The following is a 20,622-nucleotide window of genomic DNA, read 5'->3' as shown; positions in this document are numbered from 1 at the left end:
AAGCCCCCCCTAAATCCCCCCAATGGGGGACCCCAGACGCCCCAAGCTCCCAGGACCCGCCAGTAGGAGCAAGTGCTCGCTTCTAGTCCGCACGCTTCACTTTGGAGCTATGGTTCGATCATACTTCTCGTTTGCTTCGCTTTAACGAATCGTACTTATCAATCGTTCATTCCGGCGGTTTTCCAAACAAAAAATCGGACCCTCCTCATCTTTAAGGAAGGTCCGATTATTCATATTACTTCGCCAGCGCCTCGCGGCTCAGATCGAGCCAATCCAGCTCTTCGCGCGTCAGCTTGATCCGCGCGCCCTCGTCGCATGAGCGAAGCTCGGCGGTGTTTTGCGCGCCGATCAGCGCGCATGTCGGGAACGGCTGGTTCAGCACATAAGCGAGAGCGATCTGAATGACGCTCACCTGCTTCTCCTTGGCGAGCTGCTCGGCGCGGCGCAGCCGCTCCCAGTTGCCGTCGCTGTAAAACACGCGGACCATGTCGGCATTGTCGCGCACTTCCGGGCTGAACCGCCCGGTGAAGAACCCGCGCGCCTGCGAAGACCAAGACAGCAGCGGCAGCTGGTGCTTCTCGTGCCATGCGCAAGTTTCTGCATCGGCGGATACGCAGCCCGCCCAGAACGGCTCGTTCGCCTTGGCGAGGCTCAGATTCGGGCTGCTGAACGTGAAGCCGACGAGCCCGTGCGAGGCCGCATAGTCGTTGGCCTCCTGCAGCCGCTGCCACGACCAGTTCGAGCCGCCGATCGCGCCGATGCGCCCCGCTTCAATGTGCTCGTTCAGCGCTTCGAGGATAGCGCCGACCGGCACGGACGGATCGTCGCGGTGAAGCGCATACAGCTCGATGAAGTCGGTTTCCAACCGCTCCAGACTTGTGAACAGATCGCTGTCGATGCACTCCTTGTTCACGCGGGGACCGTCCTTGTTATGATGCGCTCCCTTCGTCAAAATGACGAGCTCATCGCGGTTGCCGCGCTCCCGCATATAGCGGCCGATGACCTGCTCGCTTTCCCCACCGCAATAAATGTGGGCGGTATCGAGCGTATTGCCGCCGATCGCGAGAAACGCATCGATGTTTTCGCATACTTTGTCATATACGTCGAATTTGAAATAATCGGAACCTTTAATCAACTTCGATACCGGTTTGGGTGAACCTTGAATGGAAATGTACTCCATAGCGTTTTCAGCCTCCATTATCGGATTTCAATGCGGGCGCGCTGGCGTCCCGAGGCAAGACATGCGTCGACGACCTTCATATTGCGTACGGCATCCTCCGGCTTGAATTTCGTCGCTTCTCCGTACAACACGGTTTTGGCAAAATCGTCCGCCTGAATCGAATACTGGTTCACGTGCGGCACTTCCACTTCTCTGCGTTCTCCCTTGACGGTGACGAAGAAATTCGAGCTGGCGTCCGGCCTGCTGACATATGCCGAAGGCAGCTCAATGCGCCCGTCGGTACCGATGATTTCCAGCACATTGCGCCCGGCCGCCCACATGCCGCAGTCGAAAGTAAGCGCCACCGCATTCGGAAACTCAAGCAGCCCGGAGGCCATCATGTCGACATCGTCGTGCTCCGGCGAGAAGAACGCGTGGACCGTTGCCGCTTCCGGCTCTTGCCCCAAAATGAAGCGCGCAGCGTTGATCGGATAAACGCCAACATCGTAAATCGAACCGCCGCCCATCCATTTATAGAAGCGCACGTTGCCTTTGTTCGCCGAGCTGTTGAACGTAAACGCCCCGTGAATGCCGCGAATGTCGCCGATTTCGCCGGAAGCGATCAGTTCCTTGATCATCGTGTAACGGGGGTGATGACGGTACATAAAAGCTTCCGCGAGATGAACGCCGGCTTTGGCGCAGGCGGCCGCCATCTCCTCCGCCTCCTGTGCGTTCAGCGCGATCGGCTTCTCGCAAAGCACGTGTTTGCCGGCCTCCGCCGCCCTGATCGTCCACTCCTTGTGCAGATGGTTCGGGAGCGGGATGTAAACGGCGTCCAGGCTCTCGTCAGCGAGCAAAGCCTCGTAGCTGCCGTAAGCGACCGGGATGCCGAGCTCCTTCGCCGTTTCCTTCGCCTTTTGCTCGTCGCGGCTGGCAATCGCGACAACTTCTCCCAATTCGGACTGCTGAATTCCCGGAATGACGGCGCGTTTCGCGATGCCCGCGCAGCCGACGATTCCCCAGCGAAGCTTGCGTTTCTCCATGCTTAACCTCATCTCCTAAACGGTATGTATTATGACTATATTGCCATTATAGAATAACAGGAATAAAATGAATATAATATCATTTTGCCATACGATAAAACAATATTGTCATTACAGGAGAACTCTTATGAAGCGCCAATTTTTGTTCCCGACGCTGGCGGAGCAGCCGTATTTTTGTTTCCCCGAATCGGTCGGGCGGTACTGGGAAGAGCCGGATCACAGCGTACAGCGAGATGTCGGTTCGCTGAACAACTTCAACATCCATTATGTCGCGTCCGGCGTCGGCTACGTCGAACTGGAAGGCAAGGTGCTCACGCTGCAAAAAGGAGACGCCGTCCTCTACTTTCCGCTGCAGCGGCAAATTTACTACAGCAGCGAGCACGATCCCTGGGACGTGAGATGGTTTCACTTTTACGGGCACAAGCTGCAGGATTATTTGCTGGAACGGGGGTTTCATCGCTCTCCGCTGTGGACGCTCAGGCAGCCCGCATCTTTCGAGCAGGCGCATCTGGCACTGCTTGAGGAGGCCATGGAGCACAAGCTGCTTCGGCCGACAAAGCTGTCTATCTTGACTTATGCGGCATTAACCGAGTTTATGAGTCAAGCGGTCCCGATTACGTCCAGCCGCAGCGGAGACGCCGTGGAGCGCGTCACCGGCTTGCTTCCGCTGATGCAGAGCGAAGCGTGCAGCCCGTTTATTTTGGAGGAATGGGCGGAACGTGCCGGAGTATCTCCTTATTATTTCTGCAAGCTGTTCCGCAAGTCGATGCAGATGACGCCGATGGATTTCATTACGTTATGCCGGCTGCAGGTTTCCAAGCAGTGGCTGCTTGAGCGCAAAGATGCGACGATCCGGGAAATCGCCGTCCAGGCCGGATATCCGAGCGTCAGCTATTTCAACAAACGGTTCATGGAACACGAAGGAATGACACCTTCCGAGTATCGGCAGCTATACGGCAAGCAGAGTTAATCGAACTTTAACGTGCGAAGCGGCCTTCAATCCGGTATACTGGTCTACATCGGATAAGGGAGGTATGCCACAATGAAACGAATCTGTGTTTACGCGGCATCGAATCCGGGAACGCATCCCGAATATGCGGACGCAGCCGTCCGGCTCGGGCAAGCGATCGCCCGACGCGGATGCGATCTCATATACGGGGGCTCCAAATTGGGGCTGATGGGAAAAGTCGCCGACGAAGCGATGCGCTGCGGCGGTAAGGTGATCGGCATCATGCCGCGCGGTTTATTTCGGGCTGAGATTGAACATACGGGGTTAACCGAGTTTCACGAGGTCGAAAGCATGCATGAAAGGAAAGCGAAGATGGCCGAGCTTTCCGATGCGTTCGTCGCGCTTCCGGGAGGCCTCGGCACCTTTGACGAGCTGTTTGAGGCTGCCTGCTGGTCGCAGATCGGGATTCATAGCAAACCGATCGGCCTGCTGAACGTAAGAGGATTTTACGAGCCGCTTCTTCAAATGCTGCAGCATACGGCACGGGAAGGTTTTATGAAGGAGGCGAGCCTGCATCTGTTCGTCGTGGAATCTGACCCGGACAAGCTGCTTGACCGGCTTGCCGCTTACCGGCCTATCGATGCAGGCAACAAATGGATGGAATTGCCTTCCAGCTGAACGCCGTTTAGAGCAAACCGTCGTATTGACGTTTCCTGCGCAAAATACGCCTATGCTCATAACAACCATATCGCCAGCGCCGTTTTTTGAGTAAAATTTACAGCACATCATGAGCAGCTATTTATGAACTTCCCCATTAACAAACTCAACCCACGGATTTATCCGTGGGTTTGGTTAATCTTCACCAGCGCCGTCACATCCAGCTCCTGCTCCACGTAGCGGATGATCTGTTCCTTCTCGGACGGAGTGAACTGGTACTCGCAGTCCATTCCTTCGTCCTGCGGCACCACCTGGAATACGTCCCCCTTTTTCGTACAAATGACTAAGGCCGTCAAGTCTGTTACATCATCGGGCAGCGCCGATCCTTCCTCAAGCTCGAATCTCAGCTCCACGTCGATCCACTGCTCGTCCCTGCGCTCCACGCGCGAGCGAAATGCTTTGAACCTCAGCTCGCCCGTTTCCGGAGATCCATATTTCAGCATGCGCTAATCGCTTCCTCCCTTCGTTAATGCGGTCAAGGCCCGCTCAATGGTCGGATATTCAAATTCAAATCCGTGCCTGAGCAAAACCCGCGGAATTACCCGCTGCCCTTCGAGCAGCAGCACGGCCAGCTCGCCGAACAAAAGGTTGAACATAAACGCCGGCACCGGAAACAGGTGCGGCCTTCCGAGAGCGCGGCCCAGCGCGCGGCCGAACTCGTCGTTCGTCACCGGATTCGGCGCGGTCGCGTTGACCGGGCCCGAGATGCCGTCATGCCGGATACAGAAGTCGATCAGCCGTACCATATCGCGAATATGTATCCAGGAAAGCACCTGGCGCCCGCTGCCGATCCGGCCCCCTACCCACAGCTTGTACGGCATGGCCATTTTCGGGAAAGCGCCGCCGTCGTTTCCGAGCACGACGCCAACCCGCAGCTTGACGACCCGCACCCCTCGGATGCGGTCGATCGCCGCCTCCCATTTTTCCACCGTATCCGCCAAAAAGTCGGTGATTCGTTTCGGGCTCGATTCGTCGAATTCCTCCGTTTCCGACGTACCGTAGATGGACATGCCGGAGGCGTTCACAACGACGGACGGCTTCGCCTGAAGCCGGTCCACCAGGCTGACGATTCGCCCTACGGTATCAAGCCGCGACTGCAATATGCGCTCTTTCGCCGCCGCCGTCCAGCGCTGATTGATCGATTCGCCGGCAAGGTTGACGATCGCGTCCACTCCTTCGAGCGAACCCGTATTATTTTCCAATTCCGCCCACGTCACCGTCCGCACGTTCGGATCAGCCTGCTCCGTATAGCGGCGGCTTATCAGGATGACGGAATGCCGTTCCTGAAGGAAATGTCTTATCAAATGCTTGCCGATAAACCCGGTGCCTCCGGCTATTGCGATTTTCATACAGCTTCCTCCCATACGGACTTGTTGCTGACCGCTAATACCAATAAAGACCGCCGTTGAATCGGCCGGGCAGCAGAGATCCTCTCCCCCTGCTCTCCCCGATTCCATCGGCAGTCTCTCTAAGCCGTTTATACTTCCAGATTATACCTGGTCTTCAGCTGCTCCGCAATCGACGTAAACTCGAAGCTCCGCAAAATGCGCTCCAGCTTCGATTTGGTCCCCCGCACATTGTAATAATGGATAAAATGCTCCTTAAACGGCAGGCTGAGTTTTTGCTCCGTCGGATCGACCTCTCTCGGATGCAGGTAGACGATCGAGCTTTTTCCTTGGCGGTTGGCTGTGCGAATAACGTTTTTGATCCATAACTCAGGGAAAAAGCGGAAGTAAAATCCTCCGGAATATCCGATGTTTTTGCCGGCCATTTGCATGACCGACATCGGCACCTCATAAATACCGAGCTCCTTGCCGCCGACCCGGGGCTTATGGATTTCCGTAGGAGCCGTCGGGATGCCGTACAGAAACGTTTTGACCGGAAAAATGCTCGCATCGTATTTCAGTCCAAGCTCTTCGAGCGCCTGCAAGTAATGCAGGTTGCTCTCGACGATCGACCAAGACGGAGCCCGGTAGCCGATGACCTTCACTCCGGTAATATGCTCGAGAATATCGACCGATTTTTTCACGTCGGCCTTAAATTGTTCGTACGTCTGCTTGTAAGCGAGCTGATGTGCGTAACCGTGGGAAGCCACCTCATGCCCTTCCCGCAAAATCGCCTTCACGACATCGGGGTAATGTTCTCCGATGTAGCCGAGCACGAAAAAAGTCGCCTTGCAGTCCGTCTTCCTGCATATTTCCAAAAGCGTATCCATGCAGTAGCGGAAATGGGAAGGTTTGCCGTCCGCAGGGGTTACGATATCGTCGTAATTGGCATGAAACCATTCCTCTATGTCAAAGGTCAGCATATTGTTTACGCCGGATTTTATCAATGTTTCTTGCTCCCTTTTATCGCAAACGAAGTGCAGAACATGTCGGACAGTTTACCTTCATCGCCCGAAGTGACCGTCTTGAACGGATGGTACATTTTTAAAAATTGGATCTGCCCGAAGCCGTACTGGGCATACACTTGCTTCAGCTCGTCCATCGTATACATCCGGTCGAATTTTTTGTCTTTTTCGAACAATTTGAGCAGTTTTCTCTGTATGGAGCCTTGATGCAGCGTCTGCACGAGCATTGTCCCCCCGGGCTTCGTCACCCTCGCCAGCTCACGGAGCACGGCCGTATACTGCTCGATAAGCTGGATGACGCCAATGCATAAAACGACATCGAACTTGCCGTCCTCGAACGGGAGCGCCGTCAGGTCCTCCGACATCGTTACAAGCCCTCTGGCTGCGGCGAATTCCAGGCTTTTGACGGAAAAATCGACACCGTATACGGTGTTATTCGCCACAAGCGGCTCGCTGAACGCTCCGACGCCGCAGCCGGCGTCCAATATTTCCTTGCCCTTCTGCTCGCCGAGCCAGCGCAGCGTATTGTCTCTTTGCATAAAGAAGCTTTCATCATCGAAATAGTCGGATGATTTCACGGATGCTCCGTGGGTTGCGGCTTTTTGGTCAAAATACTGCTTCCAGTTGGAATTGCTCATTGATCTGCATCCTCCGATGATGGCAACGAAATGTTGATTATCGCATTTCTGCACATGGATAAGAATTGTACGCGCTTTTTACGGCAGGAGGTACTTGATCAGCTTTTTCCCCACATAATCGGTTACAAAGCCGGGAGTCACCTTCCACATTTCGATAAAAAAGCCCAGTTTTTCCTTGTCGGGAGCGCTATGCCGTCCGGCGCCGCCATCGTATACGCAATAGTTGAGCTGCTGCGCGACGGCTCCCCACTGCTCTTTGTATTTGTACGTCCCGGACCCTGTCTGCGAGCGGCCGAGATCCAGATGCTTCATGCCGCTACGAATGCCGAATCTGACGGCTTCCCAATACATGAAGTTGTTTAAGTATTTGCCGTTATACTCGATCAGGTTCGCGCCATACGGATAATATAACGTGGAATTGGCGGGACTTGTGAGCAGCAGCATCCCCCCGACCACTTGTCCCGTCTGCTTGTCCAGTACGGTGAGCAAAAAAGAGTTGTCCGGCAAACACTTGAAAAAATTACGAAAGAAACGGATGTCCGGCGCCGGAGAACCAAGCTGCTTCATCCTTCTCACATACACCTTGTAAAAAGCGTCCAGATGGGCCTGGTCGAAGGAGGCTTGAAACCAGTCGTTTTTGTACACCTTCCGCACATGGTTTCGGTTGCTGCCGCTCGAAAGCGACAGCACTTTTTCCTCATCGTCCGACAGCGGCAGCACAAATGTATGATTTTGCAAATTCAGATTCCAAACGGGGTCGTTCAAGCTTTGGTCTTTCAGCCGCAGCTCGATATAGTCGAGCCCGCCTTGATCCTTTAACCGTGCGATGGAATCGATGGCAAACCGGAAGGCTTCTTCGCTGTCTGCACAAATGTCGGTATAATTGACAAATGGGAGGGAAACGGCGGCCTGCTTCAGTCCGAGATTGCGGCCCGCCACAAGCGGAAATATCGCGCGAATGCGGTTTTGCCCGTCCATAACGGCATGATATTTGCAGCTGTATCCGAAAGAGTCCAGCAGGATCCGCCGGAAGGCGGTCGTATGAAAAACCGTCCCCCGCTGCTGCGCGAATCGGTCCCACTCCTCCTTCATGGACTCGGTGTAAAGAGCAAAATGGAACATCAAACGGTTATCCTTTCAACCAGAAAAATACGCCTATCAAAATAAAAACGCAGCCCGCCCACTTCATCATGCTGATCTGCTCGTGAAACACGACGATGGATACCAGAACGAGCAAAATGTACTGAAAGCTGGAAACGAAGGTGACGTAGCTCAGATCGAATTTGGACAGGCAGTATACCCATAAAACGGCTCCTACCGCGTAGGAAGCGAAACCCGCGATAATAAGCGGAGAAGACATGTACCCCAGCAGTATCGATAATATCGCTCCGTCAAAATTGACGGCACGGCTTCCGATTTTCAGCAGCGTGCTCGCGACGACGGTCATCGAAACGCTGGCAAACAACATCAAATACTGGATTTGAAGTCCCCCTCGCTTTTGTTGATCTTTTTCTCCAGCTCCTCCAGCCTGAGCTTGGTAAGTCCGAGCTCCTGGGTCAGCGCTTTATTGTGCATCTTGAGACCGGAGATGCTGACGCTCATGTTGAGGAGCAAAAAATAAGCGCATACGATCAGGAAGCCAAAAAAAGCGGAAGGCGCATAGTCGACCCCGATCAGCTGGGAAAACGACTCCAGCAAATCTCTGAAAATGGACATCACCAATGTAAACAATCCGACCAAAAACCAGATCAGCGAATATTTTTCTTTGATCATTCTCGCCCTGACCATTAAAAAAACGGAAACGATCACGATCAGGCTGAATGCGATGCCCATCAGCTGAAAGCTGTAAATATGAAGTCCGTTCCCCATCGTGCGTTCACCACCTTGTTCTCGTATAGGAGAACAATATCGATAAAATTACCTTAGCCATATAATAAGGGCTTTTGATCGGCGTAATAGAGGAAGAGCCGTGCTCCCGTTCTCTCATTTCCACGCCGACCTCGCAAATGCTCAGCCCGTGCTTTTTAAGGAGAATGATGGCGTCCGGTTCGGGATAATCATCGGGATAATGCCTGCTTAACAGTTCGATGCTTTTGCTGTTGTAAATGCGGAATCCGGACGTGCTGTCCGTCACCTTGGTTTTAATCAGCAGCCTGAACAGCACATAAAACACTTTAATGCCGAATCTTCGGAGCCACGTCGTGCGAAACGACTGGATATCGAGGAAACGCGATCCTATCACCATATCGCTGCCGCTTCGTTCCATGGCGCCGAGCAGTTTGACGACCTCTCGCGGCAAATGCTGCCCGTCCCCGTCGATCTGCACCATGTACTCGTAACCGCGTGCGTGCGCATATTTAAAGCCGGTTTGAACGGCCCCTCCGATGCCAAGATTATACGGAAGGTCGATCACCTTGATTCCATCCGCCTTTCGTGCATAAGCGGAAGTCGCGTCGTGCGAACAGTCGTTGATGACCAAAATATCGAAGTCGGGGAGACTCTCGCGGATATCCCCGATCACTTTTAATATGTTGTGCTGCTCGTTAAAAGCCGGAATGACGATCAGTGCTTTTCCTTGAACCCTATCTTGTCCCATACCCGCATCCCCACATATTTTTTGGCAACGACTATCAATCTACGGATAACAATGTCCGCCCCGTAAGCGGCAATGATTACTATAAAAGGAATGCCGGGCGCCTTGTACCGATACATTCCGTCGATAAAAAAAACGATGCAAAATACAAATACGGACAGGACAAGCAGCCATAAGATGGAGGCTCTTCGAAACAGCTTGTTTGCTATAGCGGCATATGTGCCCAGCAAAAATAAAACCGTCGGAATCAAATTGACGAGCAAGTTGAAGATCCCTTTCATGCTGCTTACATCCGTCTTCCATACCCAGCTCCCGAGAAAAGCGATGATCCTTCTTCCGTATAATGCCAACACGTGATCCCAATTGTTTATTATAAAGCTAAGTATCAGGCTGTTCAATATATTAATGTTGTAGTTCGGCTTGTAAGGCATATCGTAGTCGGACGGCTTGTCGTATATCCACCCCCGTGCGTAAATATTGTACAATACCTTTTTGGCATTGAACTGCATGGAAGTAATGAGCGGGTCGAGCTTATGCCCTGCGTACAAAAAAATGACAGCCGACAGTCCGGCAACCAGCACTCCTCCGATCGCAAGACGGTATTTTTTGAGAAAACCGAGCAGCTTCTGACCGGGCATGCGCAATAGGATATAAACCAGAATAAAGGCTATCGTGATGATGCCGGCCGGCCGGAATACGATCATGTATAAAGCCGATGCGGCAAACAGGATCTTGTAAATTCGCTTTTCGGATTCGAACGATTTGAGCAATAAATAGACGCATAACAGCAGCAGGCTGATAAAAAAGCTGTCCGACAAAATGTACATCGCCCATAACGTGATATCGTATTTGTCGTAAAAGAAATAGCAGGCGAGCACGGCGGTTAGCCGGTTAAACAATATTTTCGCAATTTTATACACAAGAATGACGCTGAGGCCAGCGGTTATGGCCTGAATGATAATAATGGCGTGGGGATCCTTGAAAATGGCGAGCAGTACGGCAAGCAGCACGTTATACCCGAAGTATAAAATATCGTTCATTTCCAAGCCTATCTTAAAATGGGCAAGCAGGTTGCGGGCGTAATCGATGTACCACTGAGAATCATCCGCCTGGGGAAGACTGTTGCCGGGCTTCAAACGGTAGAAGTAATGGCTGATTCTTACATTGAGGGAAAGCAGTGCGAACGGGATATAATAGATGAAATCGCAATCCTTGTATCTATCATAGAGCCTGTATGCCGGCTCCTTGTATTTATGATATATTTGATTCAACCGGTATAAGTATTTTTGATAAAATAAGTCCATTTATTCACAGCTCCGGGCTACAGCATCAGATTGTCCTTAACCGTATTAATTATTGCACACACCGTTATCTGATCGCAATCATTTTGTGAAAAAAGTGTGAAAAAAGTGTAAAAAAAGAGCGTTTTTTACCAAGGAGGATTTACTCTTGCAGCCGATAGCCAAAACCGATCCATTACAAGAGGTAAACCCTTTTCAATTACCGGATAAAATATACGGCCGGGACGCGGAGCTCCTGCTGCTTGGCGAAGCTTACCGCCGCGTTTTGCAGGGCGGTCACGAAACCATATTTGTGTCCGGAGACTCCGGAATCGGAAAATCGCGGCTTATTTACGAGTTTCACAAATCGGTGGCCGGCGGCAGCGCCCTGTTCTTGAAAGGCAAGTTCGAGCAGTTTAGGCGGGACGAGCCTTATCAGGCGATCGTTCAAGCGATCCACGAATACGTCCGACATCTGCTCACGCTCCGAAAAGAGGAGCTGGCGAATATAAGGCGGCGCATTGCGGACGCCGCCGGCGGAAACTGTCAAATTTTGCTCGACATCGCCCCCGATCTCGAGCTTGTTGTCGGCAAGCAGCCTCCCGTTCAAAAGCTGCCTCCGGCCGAAATGCAAAACCGGCTTGTAGGCACGACTCTGCAATTTATGAAAGCGGTCGCTACCGCGGAACAGCCTCTTATCCTGTTCCTCGACGATTTGCAATGGGCGGACCCTGCATCGCTGCATTGGCTCGAAACGATTACGGCAGGCTCGGAATTATCTTATCTGCTGCTCATCGGGGCATACCGCGACAAAGAGGTCGGCGGAGCTCATCCGCTCGGCAGGCTGATGACCAAGCTGGCCAAATCCCCCCTTCCCCGGCTGCAGCATTTCCGACTGGACCCGTTCTCCGCAGAGCAGGCCCTTCACCTGCTTGTCGATACGTTTTCCGCCGAATCGGAAGCGCTCTCCCCTTTGGCCGGGCTGTTGATTCGCAAAACGAAAGGCAATCCGCTATTTACCCGGCAGCTTCTCAAATCGCTGCACGATCGCAAGCTGCTTTCTTTCGACCGACAAAAGCGAAGCTGGCAGTGGGATTTAGGCGAAATCGACGAGCTGCATCTAACGGAAAACATGACGGACTTCCTCGCCGAGAAGGTTAGGCGGTTGCCTCAGGAGCTGCAGTGGTTTCTGATGACAGCGGCATGCATCGGAAGCACCTTTTCCTTGCGTTTGCTCAGCGAAGCAGTCGGCATGGAGATCGGTACCGCCGAACAGCTTGCCAAACTTGCCGAACGTGAAGGAATCGTCGCCGTTTTCCGCAAAGACCGCGCCTCCGCCTCCGATTCCGAGGCACCGGAATCGGATGCGCCGGAGCAGATCTACCACTTTGTCCATGACCGGATGCAGCAGGCTGTTTATTCGATGATTTCGAAAGATAAATGCTGTGAAATTCACCGCAGCATCGGCTCCGCAATGCTGCGGCTCTATAACCCGCAGCAGCAGGAATCCGCCGTTTTTGACATCGCCGACCAATGGAACAAAGGCATGGACCGGTTAGCCGTACCGAGGGAGAAAGAGCAGCTCGTCCGGCTTAATATCGCAGCCGGCCGCAAGGCCAAACAAAACACCGCCTTCGAAACGGCGCATAAATATTTTGCGAAATGCACGCAGCTTCTCGACAAAAACAGCTGGAAGCTCCAATATCAGCTTACGCTGAGCGTGTATATGAATTTGGCGGAAACGGAATATTTGTGCGGTCATTTTGAGGAAGCGGAACGGTCCTTTTCGCTGATTTTGCAGCATGTGAAAACGAACCGGGAAAAAGCCGAGGCGTATAACCTGATGATGGTGCTGTATACGAACATCGGCATGCATGAAAAAGCGATGGAGGTCGGGCTCGAGGGACTGAGGCTGTTCGGAATCCGCGTACCGATCGCCCCGAACCGGGCTTTGATTGCGGCGGAGCTTGTCAAATCGCGCTGGAAGCTCGGTCTCAAAAAGCCGGTCGATTTGCTCTACATTCCGCAAATGACCGATCCCGATCATAAAGCCGTCATCATGCTAATGGTGAATTTGATCCCGCCGGTTTATTTTCTCGACCCCGATACTTACGTGCTGCTGATGCTGAAAATGTTTAATTTTTCGCTCGATCACGGAAACTCGGAAGGCTCCCCGCTCGCTTACATGATTTACGGCGTTATTCTGAGCGCCCTGCTCGGCCGGCTGCAAAGCGGCTGCGCGTTCGGATCGCTCAGCCGGCAGCTCAGCGAACAGTTTCAAAACCTGTCGATTCGCGGCAAAGTATATTTTATGGCGGGAGCGTTCACATGCAACATCAAGGAGCATTTGGCCGGCCATGTTGGGCTGCTTCAAAAATCTTACCGGCTCGGGCTCGAATCGGGCGATTTGGTTTATGCCGGCTATGCGATCGCACACAGCTTTATGATGCGGGTCATGTGCGGCGATTCATTGGAGGATATATACCGGGAGTCCGAGGAATACGCTCCGTTCGTGTGCCGGACAAAGGATCGCGATACGATGCTTATTTTGACTTCGGTGCAGCGGTTTTTACTGTTTATGAAAGATCGCGACTGGCGGCAAGAAGACCTGCAGCCCGGGGAATTCATTGACGCGAAAACATTGGATGCATTGAAAGGCTTGGCGAACTACGCCCCCATCCATACTTACTACAGCTTGCAGCTGCAGGCGCATTTGATCTTGGACCGTCCCGAGGATGCCAAAACGGTGTATGATGCGGCAGGCCCCACCATTGCGTCCTTGTTCGGCCTCGTTCATGTTCATTTGTACCGGTTTTACGGGGCTCTCGCGTTAACGCGTTTTTACGGCAAAGCTTCCGCCCCCGAGCAGCGGCAAATCCGCAAAACATTGCACGGGCACCGCCGCTTTCTCGCCAAGTGGGCCAAACATTCTCCCGACAATTATTTGCACCAGCTTCTGCTCGTGGAAGCCGAGATGCACCGCATCTCCGGGCGCTTCACGGTCGCATGGGACAAATACGATCAGGCCATCCGCGAGGCACGGCGCCATGGTTACGTACAGATCGCGGCGCTGGCCAGCGAATGGGCCGGCCGACTGTACGCGGATACCGGCCACAACCAGGCCGGAACATATTTGAACGAAGCCCGGCGTCTGTATGCCGAATGGGGCTGCGGGCGAAAACAATAAGGCTGGAGCCGGAAGTAAACGAATAAACCCTCGCCCATCATTTGCAGCTTGAAATGACGGACGAGGGTTTTGTTCGCTTTGTATGCTTCAGCTCCCGACATGGCTTTGGCCGGCAAACCAGTCTTCCAGAAAGCGGAGCGCGTCGGGCAAATGCCCGGTCCAATACGCCCAGTTATGCTCTCCGGCGAATTCTTCGTACCGGTACGGGTAACCGATCGCGTCCAAATGCCGTTTAAACGCCATATTCATCGGGTGCAGATAGTCTTCGACGCCGCAGTTAAAATACAACGCTGGCCGATCCGGCGACCCGATCTTCGATTCGGCAAGCCGGTACAAATCGCGTTCGCGGGCATAAGGCCCTCCGGCCGGCCCGACGATACGGCCGAAATTCGAGCGGGCGAATTCTTTCTCGCCGAACTCGGCTGTGGAGCCGAGCGCTCCCGATAGGCTCGCCGCAGCCCCGAACAGATCGGGGTGCCGCAAAGCGAGGTAACAGGCGCCGAAGCCGCCCATCGACAACCCGGACAGAACGCGGTGCCTGCGGTCCGCGGCGGTACGAAAGTTGCGGTCGATATGCGGGACGAGATCGTAGACGAAGTATTGCTCGAAATGGCCGCTGCCGTCGTACCAATCGATATAAAACGTACCGTGGTCGTACCCGCCGTCATCCGGCATCACGACGATGCACGGGCGAAGCTCACCGCTTTCGATCATGCGGTCGAGCGTCGGTTCGGCGCTGCCGTTTTGCAGCCAGCTCAGCTGGTGGCCGTAAAGCCCGTGCAGCAGGTAAATGACGGGATAAGCCGTATCCTCATCGGAACTGTCATACCCGGGCGGAACGTAAACGCAGCAAGTTTTGCGGCTGTATAACGCCCCCGAAAAGAAGGGCACGTGATGAATGGCCATAAACCGTCCCTCCGGTTAATTAAGAACAGCGGTCATATGCTCCAAAGTGATGGACCAATGCGAGGTATTCCAGTACGCTGATTTGTCTTTGATATACAAGATTTGCGGCGAAGCGTGAGTGATGCCGGTGTCTTCGGCAATCTTGTTCGATACCGGACGGGACTCGATCACCTTGACCATGTAGTAATTCACGTCTTCGTTCGGCGACTTACCCAAATAGCTGTCGTATTCCTCCAGCGCGTTCGTGCTGACCGGGCAGCGGGTGCTGTGCTTCAATATGACGAACGGCTTCTCATTCGAACCTTCAAACAAGCTGTTCCATTCCTCGACGGTCGTAATTTCTTTCCAATTGGCCATGACACGTTCCCTCCTGCAGATGATTAATCATTATTGCTTCGCTTCGTAATAATAATGAGTCGCCTTGGCCTCTCCCTGCCCCAGCTCCAGAATACCGTAAGAATATTTGGGCTGGAACCGTTTGTCGGTCGGCGATCCCGGGTTGAACAGCAGCGCTCCTTGATGCTTTCCGATATAAGGAATATGCGAATGCCCGAAAATGATAACATCCGGGCCATCGCCGCGGAAAGCCTCTATCGCGTTGTCCAGCGTCGACCGGGAGCCGATATGTCCGTGTACGATGCCTACAAGGTGGCTCCCCAGCGTAAGCAGCTTTTTCATGCGGAAACGGGCGATGATATCGCTTCCGTCGTTATTCCCCGCCACTCCGTCGACGGGCGCGATTTCTCCGAGCAAATCCGCAATATGCGGACTGGTCCAGTCTCCCGCGTGCAAAATCAGTTCCACGCCCTGCAGTCCGTCCACGAGCGCCTGCGGCAGCCGATCCGCCCGCGGGCTCAGGTGCGTATCGCTGACTACGCCTATGCGCATCCCGCCCCCTCCTTCCTGCTTGCTAAAGCTAACGTCCCTTTATTTTACCACAGACGGGCAGGTGAAGAAAAACGGCATCAACAAGCCGGGATCGCCGCCAAAAGATTTGCGAAGCGGATCAGGAAGATCCGGCTCCGTTTCTCCGCTGCCGGATCTTCCCCACTACAAGAAGCAGCAAAGGAAGTCCGATCATATTGACGGGCATCGCGACGGGCACCCAGTAATTAAGCAAATAATTCGAAGTTGCTTGCGTCACGTTTTTCGGAAGCAAAGCGAATGCCACGATGACCGGAGCGATCCAAAGCACCAGGTTCCGCCAATTTTTGATCCCGAGCAATTCGGCGGTTCCGTAAGCCGCGATGAACAAATATACCGCCAATTTAATGAACACGCTGGCCACCCAGGTGATTATGGTTAAAGGATCGAGGTTCTCGATAAATCCGAACAATGATATTTTTCGCGTCATCTCGAAAAAAGGATACCATAGCCGGGGGCTCATATGGACGCTAATGGTCGTGAGCGTCATCGTCATCGCAACGAGCACCAGAAATGTGGCGCCGCCGACGGCCCAGTAAACGTAAGGCTTTCCTTTTTCGGGCTGATACAGAAACGCTGCGAGCATAAGATATTCGACGCAATGTCCAAGATAAGAAGCGGAAGGCAGTGCGCCTTTGAGGATCGCCTGGGCCCCGTTGTCCACGAATACCGGCAACAGATTCCTCACGTCAACATTATTTAGGCTCGTGAGCAATACAAGCACGATCATCAAAACAACGATAGGCCCGAGCATTTCGCTGCAGCGCGCAATGGATACGATACCACCGTAATAAGCTGCATAGGAAATGAGCAGCACCATGACGATCATAACCGCAAGTTTCGGCGTTTCCGGCATGATCATGATATTGATGACGTCAGTGAATTGTCTGAGCACGATCGGAATGATGGTATACCACTGCACCAAATAGACGACGACAACGATTTTGCCAAATACGCTTCCCAGGATGGTCTGACTTAAGCGGATCAGATCTTGTCCGGGATGGAGATGGGCGGCGTTGGTGACTATCCAGGCGATCAGCATCGCAATGCAACCGGCGATCAGGATGGAAATCCACAGATCCTGTCCTGCCGCCTGTACTCCCGGCGTAAGCGTCATGACCAGCGTCATCCCGACTTCCATGATCAAAATCATCCAAAAAAGCTGAAGCCCGGTAATTTTCAAGAGACTCCCCCCTCGTCAGCGTTCCTCAAGCAAATGCCCCGACTCTTGCGTTCTTCCTACACGAACGATTCGCAGCTCGGCGTTCACCCGGACGGACATTTTCGGATATGCCTCCAACCACGGGCCGCTCTTCAGTTTCTTCCATTCCTCCGGATGCTGAGTATGCAGCGCTTTCCCGAAACCGACAACATCCGACTTGAATTCGTCTTGAGTCTGCGAGATCATGCCGGCGATCATGTCGTGCAGTTCCTGCGATAACGCGCTCTCTGCGCGGGTAAGATCCGCGGTTTTGCTTAAATTCAAGGTCGTATCGTTGGCTGAGACCCTGCTATTCGCCCGGACGGACACCTCCGCCTGCAAGCTCCCGCCAGCATCCACAAAAGTGCGAATGTTCTTTTCGAAATGGAGAATATCAACGGTAAGGGTACCTTTCGTGAACTTTTTCTCCGGTTCGATCTTTATTGCCAACTTCAGCCGTTTGGCTTGGTCATGCATCATTCTGAACGCTTTCAAATGCTTTCCCGACAAATATCCGACCAGCTTGTTATCCAAATATACGGCGGTTTGATCGATCTCGAACCCTGACTCGCCCTCCTGCATCTTCGTACGCCGAATGGCCGCGGTATACGGCTGAATTTCATGGGTGGAGACCGAATTGAGAAATTCATCGATCTTGGTGGCCGTACTGTATTTTGCGGCTTGCATCGTTTTCATCCCAATTGCGGGAATCAGTTCCATGTGGTATGGCAGCTGCAAAATCTCCTTGGCCGACGCCCCTTGTGTTGTCAAAATATAGGAATTGTAACGACTTTCCGGGAACCGCAGCAGTGTATCGAGAACTTGATCGATGCCGTGTCTGGCAAAGGATTCGCCGATAATAACAATACCGCGATGGCCGAAAAAAATTTTACGGGACAGCCGCTGCTGCAGTTGGCCGATCAACTCGTGCGCATTGGATCCTTTTACCGAAATCGCCATAACCGGTTTTCCTTTCGCCGAGCCTTGCAGCAGTCCCGGCATACCGGTAGGCAAAGCGATCTGTAGTGTCAGTTCAATTTGGTCGTCGTCTGTCATATCGATGCCGCTTGCCATAACGAGAGCGAGCTCGTCTATTTCCTTACGATCCCAGCAGCCGGTAAGCATCGCGCTGACGGTCAAGATCAAGATGCAGCGCATCATGATTGCGGACGGCTTCATCGCTTCCTCATCTCCAGCATCATTTGAATATGTTGCTGCCTTTTATACATGACATGCCAGGGTGCCCGAACCAAAACATCCTCCAGTCCGGTGCGGTTGAAGGGCGCGAGCGGCCATAAATAAGGTACGCCGAAGGAACTCATCATGCTGATGTGGATCAGCAACGCAATGACCCCTGCGCTTACACCGTAAAGTCCGAACATACCTCCGCAAATCACCATGGGGAACCGCATAATGCTGAACGCCTGGCTCATGCTCGTATGAGGAATCAGAAACGACGCGATGCCGGTCATAGCCACGACGATGATGATCGGGGCGGATATGATTCCCGCCTGCACCGCCGCTTGTCCGATCACGAGTGCGCCTACGATGCTGATGGTTTGGCCGACCGGGCGGGGAAGCCGGACGCCCGCTTCCCGAAGCGCCTCGAAGGTTACCTCCATGATCAAAATTTCCATCATGGCCGGAAACGGAACGACCTCTCTGGCATTCGCCAGACTTAGAGCCAGGCTGGTCGGGATCATTTCCTGATGGAATGTCGTAACGGCTACATAGACGGCGGGAAGCACCATCGCAAAAAATGCAAATATAAACCGGAGCCACCTCAGCATCGTTGCAAATATGAAGTTGGTGTAATAATCCTCGACAGATTGAAAGCCGTACCAGAAAGTGACGGGCATTAGAAGCGTCATCGGCGTACCGTTGACGAGCAGTGCCACTTTTCCGGAAATTAAAGATGCCGCGGCAGCATCGGGCCGCTCGGTCGATCGCGTTACAGGGAATGGCGAGTATGGGTGGTCGCTGATAAATTCCTCGATGTAACCGGAGCCGACGATGGAATCCATCTCTATTTGCGTGAGGCGTTTTTTGATTTCCTCGACCACGCCCGGCGCAGCATAACCTTCCAGGTAAACAATCGCCACGTTCGGTACGGCTGATCTTGCCGACGGTCATCCGCTCCATCTTCAATTTCGGACTGCGGATCAACTGCCGTAACAGAGACATATTGACATACAGATCTTCAATAAATCCGAAACGGGGACCGCGAATGACCGCTTCCGTTCGCGGTTCTTCCAATTGGCGATGATTTTTGCTTTTTGTGTGAAAGGCAAGCGCCTGTTTATACGATTCGAAAAATAATACGATACTGCCCTGAACGATCTGCTCAATGACATCTGTCATCGTTCCGACCAACTGCGGCGGGGTGGAAAATGCCAGTTCGCCCTTTAACCGCTCCGGCAGGCCGGCCGGATCCTCGCCTTTTTCAGGCTCGAAGCTCATCAGCGGCTCAAGCACACCCTCGTCCCACGTCGATTCATCGATCAAAACACTCAGATACACCGCCATGCAAGATAAGGAGCCGGGAAGCAGAATCCTGCGGACCGAAATGTCCGAACATTTGTCGAAGACATTGCGGACAAAAGCTTCATTGTCCTGCAGATTTTCGGAAATTTCCGCATCCGTCGTATGAGCGAGCTCTTCCAGCTGCATTGCTTCGATCCTCTTCGCTTTTTTTCTCATCGTACCCACCGATTTGCTCAGGATTGAAAACAATAGAAGCTATTTCCTTATTATTCCTTGATTACCTCATTTTATTTATCTCAACGGTTCAAGTTCAGATTTAAATGAACAAAAAAAGCGCCTTGGGCGCCGAGTCAGTCGTTATCGCAGCATCCGTTCCCTTCATTCAGGTGGCCGGAACGCTCGATTTTCGTTTTCAAATACTTCTCGTTATATTCGGAAACGTCTCCCCAAAGCTGGACCCGGTCTTCGACGTCCAGTCCCGCCGCCCGCAAAGCCTCCAATTTTCGCGGATTGTTCGTAATGAGCGTGACCGGCTTCGTTCGAAGCGCCTTCAGCACTTCTATCGCGTCGCTGTAGTTACGCTCGTCATCCGCAAAGCCGAGCTTCAGATTCGCGTCCACGGTATCGTAACCGTTCTCTTGCAAAATATATGCAAGCGCCTTGCTGAACAACCCGATGCCTCTGCCTTCATGATTGGCCAAATAAAACAACGCACCCGCACCATGCTCAGCGATATGCTTCAGCGATTGTTTCAGCTGGTAGCCGCAATCGCAGCGCTTGCTGCCGAAAATATCTCCGGTATGGCAGATGGAATGAAAGCGGATCAACGCATGATCGGCGTTTTGAAAATCGCCGTGAACGAGTACGCTCGATTGCTGGTACTCGGCTAAATTGGCGGAAGATAGCTTGGCAATGATCCGTCCCATATCTTCCGTCGCCTCGTCGCAATTTAACCAGCAGTACCATTGGAACAAAATTGTCTCCCCCATCAAATTAACCGGCAATCGGATCGGGCCGACCAGGTAGATGGCTCCTTTCCGTGTTTTGATCGATTTTACTTTTTCCTGCAAAAGCGAAACGACACTTGGGTCGACATGCTTCGTAACGGTCATAGCTTAGTCTCCTCCGGCGGCAATTTTGGATGTTTCCGGTAAATGATGTTATTTTGTGCAAAAACCGATGTTTGTAACC

21 protein-coding genes and 1 pseudogene are annotated in these 20,622 nt (G+C 52.9%); 3 read left to right on the top strand and 19 right to left on the bottom strand.

The window, feature by feature from the left end; all coding sequences use genetic code 11:
* Positions 1–235 precede the first annotated feature (235 nt).
* Both MYS68_RS09785 and MYS68_RS09780 read right to left on the bottom strand, forming a co-directional pair.
* A complete protein-coding gene (locus MYS68_RS09785) occupies positions 236–1,180 on the bottom strand; it encodes an aldo/keto reductase (RefSeq protein WP_248925662.1) in 945 nt (314 codons plus the stop codon).
* A gap of 17 nt (positions 1,181–1,197) precedes the next feature.
* Complete coding sequence (locus MYS68_RS09780; protein WP_248925661.1) at positions 1,198–2,202, bottom strand: Gfo/Idh/MocA family protein; 1,005 nt, start codon at positions 2,200–2,202, stop codon at positions 1,198–1,200.
* Between the two features lie 127 nt (positions 2,203–2,329).
* Here MYS68_RS09780 and MYS68_RS09775 point away from each other — a divergent pair, with 127 nt between their 5' ends.
* Entirely contained in the window at positions 2,330–3,172 is an 843-nt protein-coding gene (locus tag MYS68_RS09775) for a helix-turn-helix transcriptional regulator (RefSeq protein WP_248925660.1), read from the top strand.
* A gap of 72 nt (positions 3,173–3,244) precedes the next feature.
* A complete protein-coding gene (locus MYS68_RS09770; RefSeq protein WP_248925659.1) occupies positions 3,245–3,829 on the top strand; it encodes an LOG family protein in 585 nt (194 codons plus the stop codon).
* Positions 3,830–3,987: 158 nt separating this feature from the next.
* Here the strand turns inward: MYS68_RS09770 and MYS68_RS09765 are convergent, their stop codons facing one another.
* From MYS68_RS09765 to MYS68_RS09725, 9 genes are all read right to left on the bottom strand, one after another.
* Positions 3,988–4,311, bottom strand: a complete 324-nt coding sequence (locus MYS68_RS09765) for a hypothetical protein (RefSeq protein ID WP_248925658.1) — start codon at positions 4,309–4,311, stop codon at positions 3,988–3,990.
* Positions 4,312–4,314: 3 nt separating this feature from the next.
* The gene (locus MYS68_RS09760; RefSeq protein WP_248925657.1) at positions 4,315–5,217 is read right to left on the bottom strand and encodes a TIGR01777 family oxidoreductase; all 903 of its coding nucleotides are present in this window, start codon (positions 5,215–5,217) and stop codon (positions 4,315–4,317) included.
* Positions 5,218–5,345: 128 nt separating this feature from the next.
* Positions 5,346–6,200 (bottom strand): polysaccharide deacetylase family protein, encoded by an 855-nt coding sequence (locus tag MYS68_RS09755; RefSeq protein ID WP_248925656.1) that lies wholly within the window; start codon positions 6,198–6,200, stop codon positions 5,346–5,348.
* Positions 6,197–6,856, bottom strand: coding sequence for a class I SAM-dependent methyltransferase (locus MYS68_RS09750; protein WP_248925655.1), 660 nt, complete (start codon positions 6,854–6,856; stop codon positions 6,197–6,199). Before MYS68_RS09750 ends, MYS68_RS09755 begins: the two co-directional genes overlap by 4 nt.
* Before the next feature lie 78 nt (positions 6,857–6,934).
* Positions 6,935–7,978, bottom strand: a complete 1,044-nt coding sequence (locus MYS68_RS09745) for a GNAT family N-acetyltransferase (RefSeq protein WP_248925654.1) — start codon at positions 7,976–7,978, stop codon at positions 6,935–6,937.
* Between the two features lie 7 nt (positions 7,979–7,985).
* Positions 7,986–8,327, bottom strand: coding sequence for an EamA family transporter (locus tag MYS68_RS09740; RefSeq protein ID WP_248925653.1), 342 nt, complete (start codon positions 8,325–8,327; stop codon positions 7,986–7,988).
* Positions 8,324–8,725, bottom strand: coding sequence for a DUF2304 domain-containing protein (locus MYS68_RS09735; RefSeq protein WP_248925652.1), 402 nt, complete (start codon positions 8,723–8,725; stop codon positions 8,324–8,326). Before MYS68_RS09735 ends, MYS68_RS09740 begins: the two co-directional genes overlap by 4 nt.
* Before the next feature lie 7 nt (positions 8,726–8,732).
* Positions 8,733–9,452, bottom strand: coding sequence for a glycosyltransferase family 2 protein (locus MYS68_RS09730; protein ID WP_248925651.1), 720 nt, complete (start codon positions 9,450–9,452; stop codon positions 8,733–8,735).
* Positions 9,419–10,753, bottom strand: a complete 1,335-nt coding sequence (locus tag MYS68_RS09725; RefSeq protein ID WP_248925650.1) for a glycosyltransferase family 39 protein — start codon at positions 10,751–10,753, stop codon at positions 9,419–9,421. The genes MYS68_RS09730 and MYS68_RS09725 overlap by 34 nt, the downstream gene beginning before the upstream one ends.
* A 145-nt stretch (positions 10,754–10,898) precedes the next feature.
* On the opposite strand from MYS68_RS09725, the gene MYS68_RS09720 reads away from it, so the two are divergent.
* Positions 10,899–13,916, top strand: a complete 3,018-nt coding sequence (locus MYS68_RS09720; protein ID WP_248925649.1) for an ATP-binding protein — start codon at positions 10,899–10,901, stop codon at positions 13,914–13,916.
* 87 nt (positions 13,917–14,003) lie between these two features.
* Here MYS68_RS09720 and MYS68_RS09715 read toward each other — a convergent pair whose 3' ends face one another.
* From MYS68_RS09715 to MYS68_RS09685, 8 genes and pseudogenes are all read right to left on the bottom strand, one after another.
* Positions 14,004–14,822 (bottom strand): alpha/beta hydrolase, encoded by an 819-nt coding sequence (locus MYS68_RS09715; protein ID WP_248925648.1) that lies wholly within the window; start codon positions 14,820–14,822, stop codon positions 14,004–14,006.
* Positions 14,823–14,837: 15 nt separating this feature from the next.
* Positions 14,838–15,179 carry a bacillithiol system redox-active protein YtxJ gene (ytxJ, locus tag MYS68_RS09710; protein ID WP_248925647.1) on the bottom strand — a complete coding sequence of 114 codons (342 nt, stop codon included), beginning with the start codon at positions 15,177–15,179 and terminating at the stop codon, positions 14,838–14,840.
* 30 nt (positions 15,180–15,209) lie between these two features.
* Positions 15,210–15,710, bottom strand: a complete 501-nt coding sequence (locus MYS68_RS09705) for a metallophosphoesterase family protein (protein WP_248925646.1) — start codon at positions 15,708–15,710, stop codon at positions 15,210–15,212.
* A 118-nt stretch (positions 15,711–15,828) separates the two neighbouring features.
* The gene (locus MYS68_RS09700; protein WP_248925645.1) at positions 15,829–16,929 is read right to left on the bottom strand and encodes a GerAB/ArcD/ProY family transporter; all 1,101 of its coding nucleotides are present in this window, start codon (positions 16,927–16,929) and stop codon (positions 15,829–15,831) included.
* A gap of 15 nt (positions 16,930–16,944) precedes the next feature.
* Positions 16,945–18,126, bottom strand: a complete 1,182-nt coding sequence (locus tag MYS68_RS09695) for a Ger(x)C family spore germination protein (protein ID WP_248925644.1) — start codon at positions 18,124–18,126, stop codon at positions 16,945–16,947.
* The gene (locus tag MYS68_RS38495) at positions 18,123–19,049 is read right to left on the bottom strand and encodes a spore germination protein (protein ID WP_338043559.1); all 927 of its coding nucleotides are present in this window, start codon (positions 19,047–19,049) and stop codon (positions 18,123–18,125) included. Before MYS68_RS38495 ends, MYS68_RS09695 begins: the two co-directional genes overlap by 4 nt.
* A gap of 64 nt (positions 19,050–19,113) precedes the next feature.
* Positions 19,114–19,617: pseudogene (locus MYS68_RS38490) on the bottom strand (spore germination protein); the annotation flags it as partial.
* Positions 19,618–19,781: 164 nt separating this feature from the next.
* Complete coding sequence (locus MYS68_RS09685) at positions 19,782–20,543, bottom strand: GTP cyclohydrolase II (protein WP_248925643.1); 762 nt, start codon at positions 20,541–20,543, stop codon at positions 19,782–19,784.
* Positions 20,544–20,622: the final 79 nt, after the last annotated feature.

It is taken from the genome of Paenibacillus hamazuiensis (assembly GCF_023276405.1).
Lineage (GTDB): Bacteria > Bacillota > Bacilli > Paenibacillales > NBRC-103111 > Paenibacillus_AF > Paenibacillus_AF hamazuiensis.
This window is presented reverse-complemented; position numbering and strand designations above follow the sequence as displayed.

What these genes read in the sequence shown, in the direction of transcription:
- MYS68_RS09695 (WP_248925644.1), bottom strand. Translation starts at nt 18,126, where the DNA reads ATGAAGCCGTCCGCAATCATGATGCGCTGCATCTTGATCTTGACCGTC.
- MYS68_RS09715 (WP_248925648.1), bottom strand. Translation starts at nt 14,822, where the DNA reads ATGGCCATTCATCACGTGCCCTTCTTTTCGGGGGCGTTATACAGCCGC.
- MYS68_RS09785 (WP_248925662.1), bottom strand. Translation starts at nt 1,180, where the DNA reads ATGGAGTACATTTCCATTCAAGGTTCACCCAAACCGGTATCGAAGTTG.
- MYS68_RS09770 (WP_248925659.1), top strand. Translation starts at nt 3,245, where the DNA reads ATGAAACGAATCTGTGTTTACGCGGCATCGAATCCGGGAACGCATCCC.
- MYS68_RS09765 (WP_248925658.1), bottom strand. Translation starts at nt 4,311, where the DNA reads ATGCTGAAATATGGATCTCCGGAAACGGGCGAGCTGAGGTTCAAAGCA.
- MYS68_RS09705 (WP_248925646.1), bottom strand. Translation starts at nt 15,710, where the DNA reads ATGCGCATAGGCGTAGTCAGCGATACGCACCTGAGCCCGCGGGCGGAT.
- MYS68_RS09750 (WP_248925655.1), bottom strand. Translation starts at nt 6,856, where the DNA reads ATGAGCAATTCCAACTGGAAGCAGTATTTTGACCAAAAAGCCGCAACC.
- MYS68_RS09735 (WP_248925652.1), bottom strand. Translation starts at nt 8,725, where the DNA reads ATGGGGAACGGACTTCATATTTACAGCTTTCAGCTGATGGGCATCGCA.
- ytxJ (WP_248925647.1), bottom strand. Translation starts at nt 15,179, where the DNA reads ATGGCCAATTGGAAAGAAATTACGACCGTCGAGGAATGGAACAGCTTG.
- MYS68_RS09780 (WP_248925661.1), bottom strand. Translation starts at nt 2,202, where the DNA reads ATGGAGAAACGCAAGCTTCGCTGGGGAATCGTCGGCTGCGCGGGCATC.
- MYS68_RS09775 (WP_248925660.1), top strand. Translation starts at nt 2,330, where the DNA reads ATGAAGCGCCAATTTTTGTTCCCGACGCTGGCGGAGCAGCCGTATTTT.
- MYS68_RS09725 (WP_248925650.1), bottom strand. Translation starts at nt 10,753, where the DNA reads ATGGACTTATTTTATCAAAAATACTTATACCGGTTGAATCAAATATAT.
- MYS68_RS09685 (WP_248925643.1), bottom strand. Translation starts at nt 20,543, where the DNA reads ATGACCGTTACGAAGCATGTCGACCCAAGTGTCGTTTCGCTTTTGCAG.
- MYS68_RS09730 (WP_248925651.1), bottom strand. Translation starts at nt 9,452, where the DNA reads ATGGGACAAGATAGGGTTCAAGGAAAAGCACTGATCGTCATTCCGGCT.
- MYS68_RS09760 (WP_248925657.1), bottom strand. Translation starts at nt 5,217, where the DNA reads ATGAAAATCGCAATAGCCGGAGGCACCGGGTTTATCGGCAAGCATTTG.
- MYS68_RS09745 (WP_248925654.1), bottom strand. Translation starts at nt 7,978, where the DNA reads ATGTTCCATTTTGCTCTTTACACCGAGTCCATGAAGGAGGAGTGGGAC.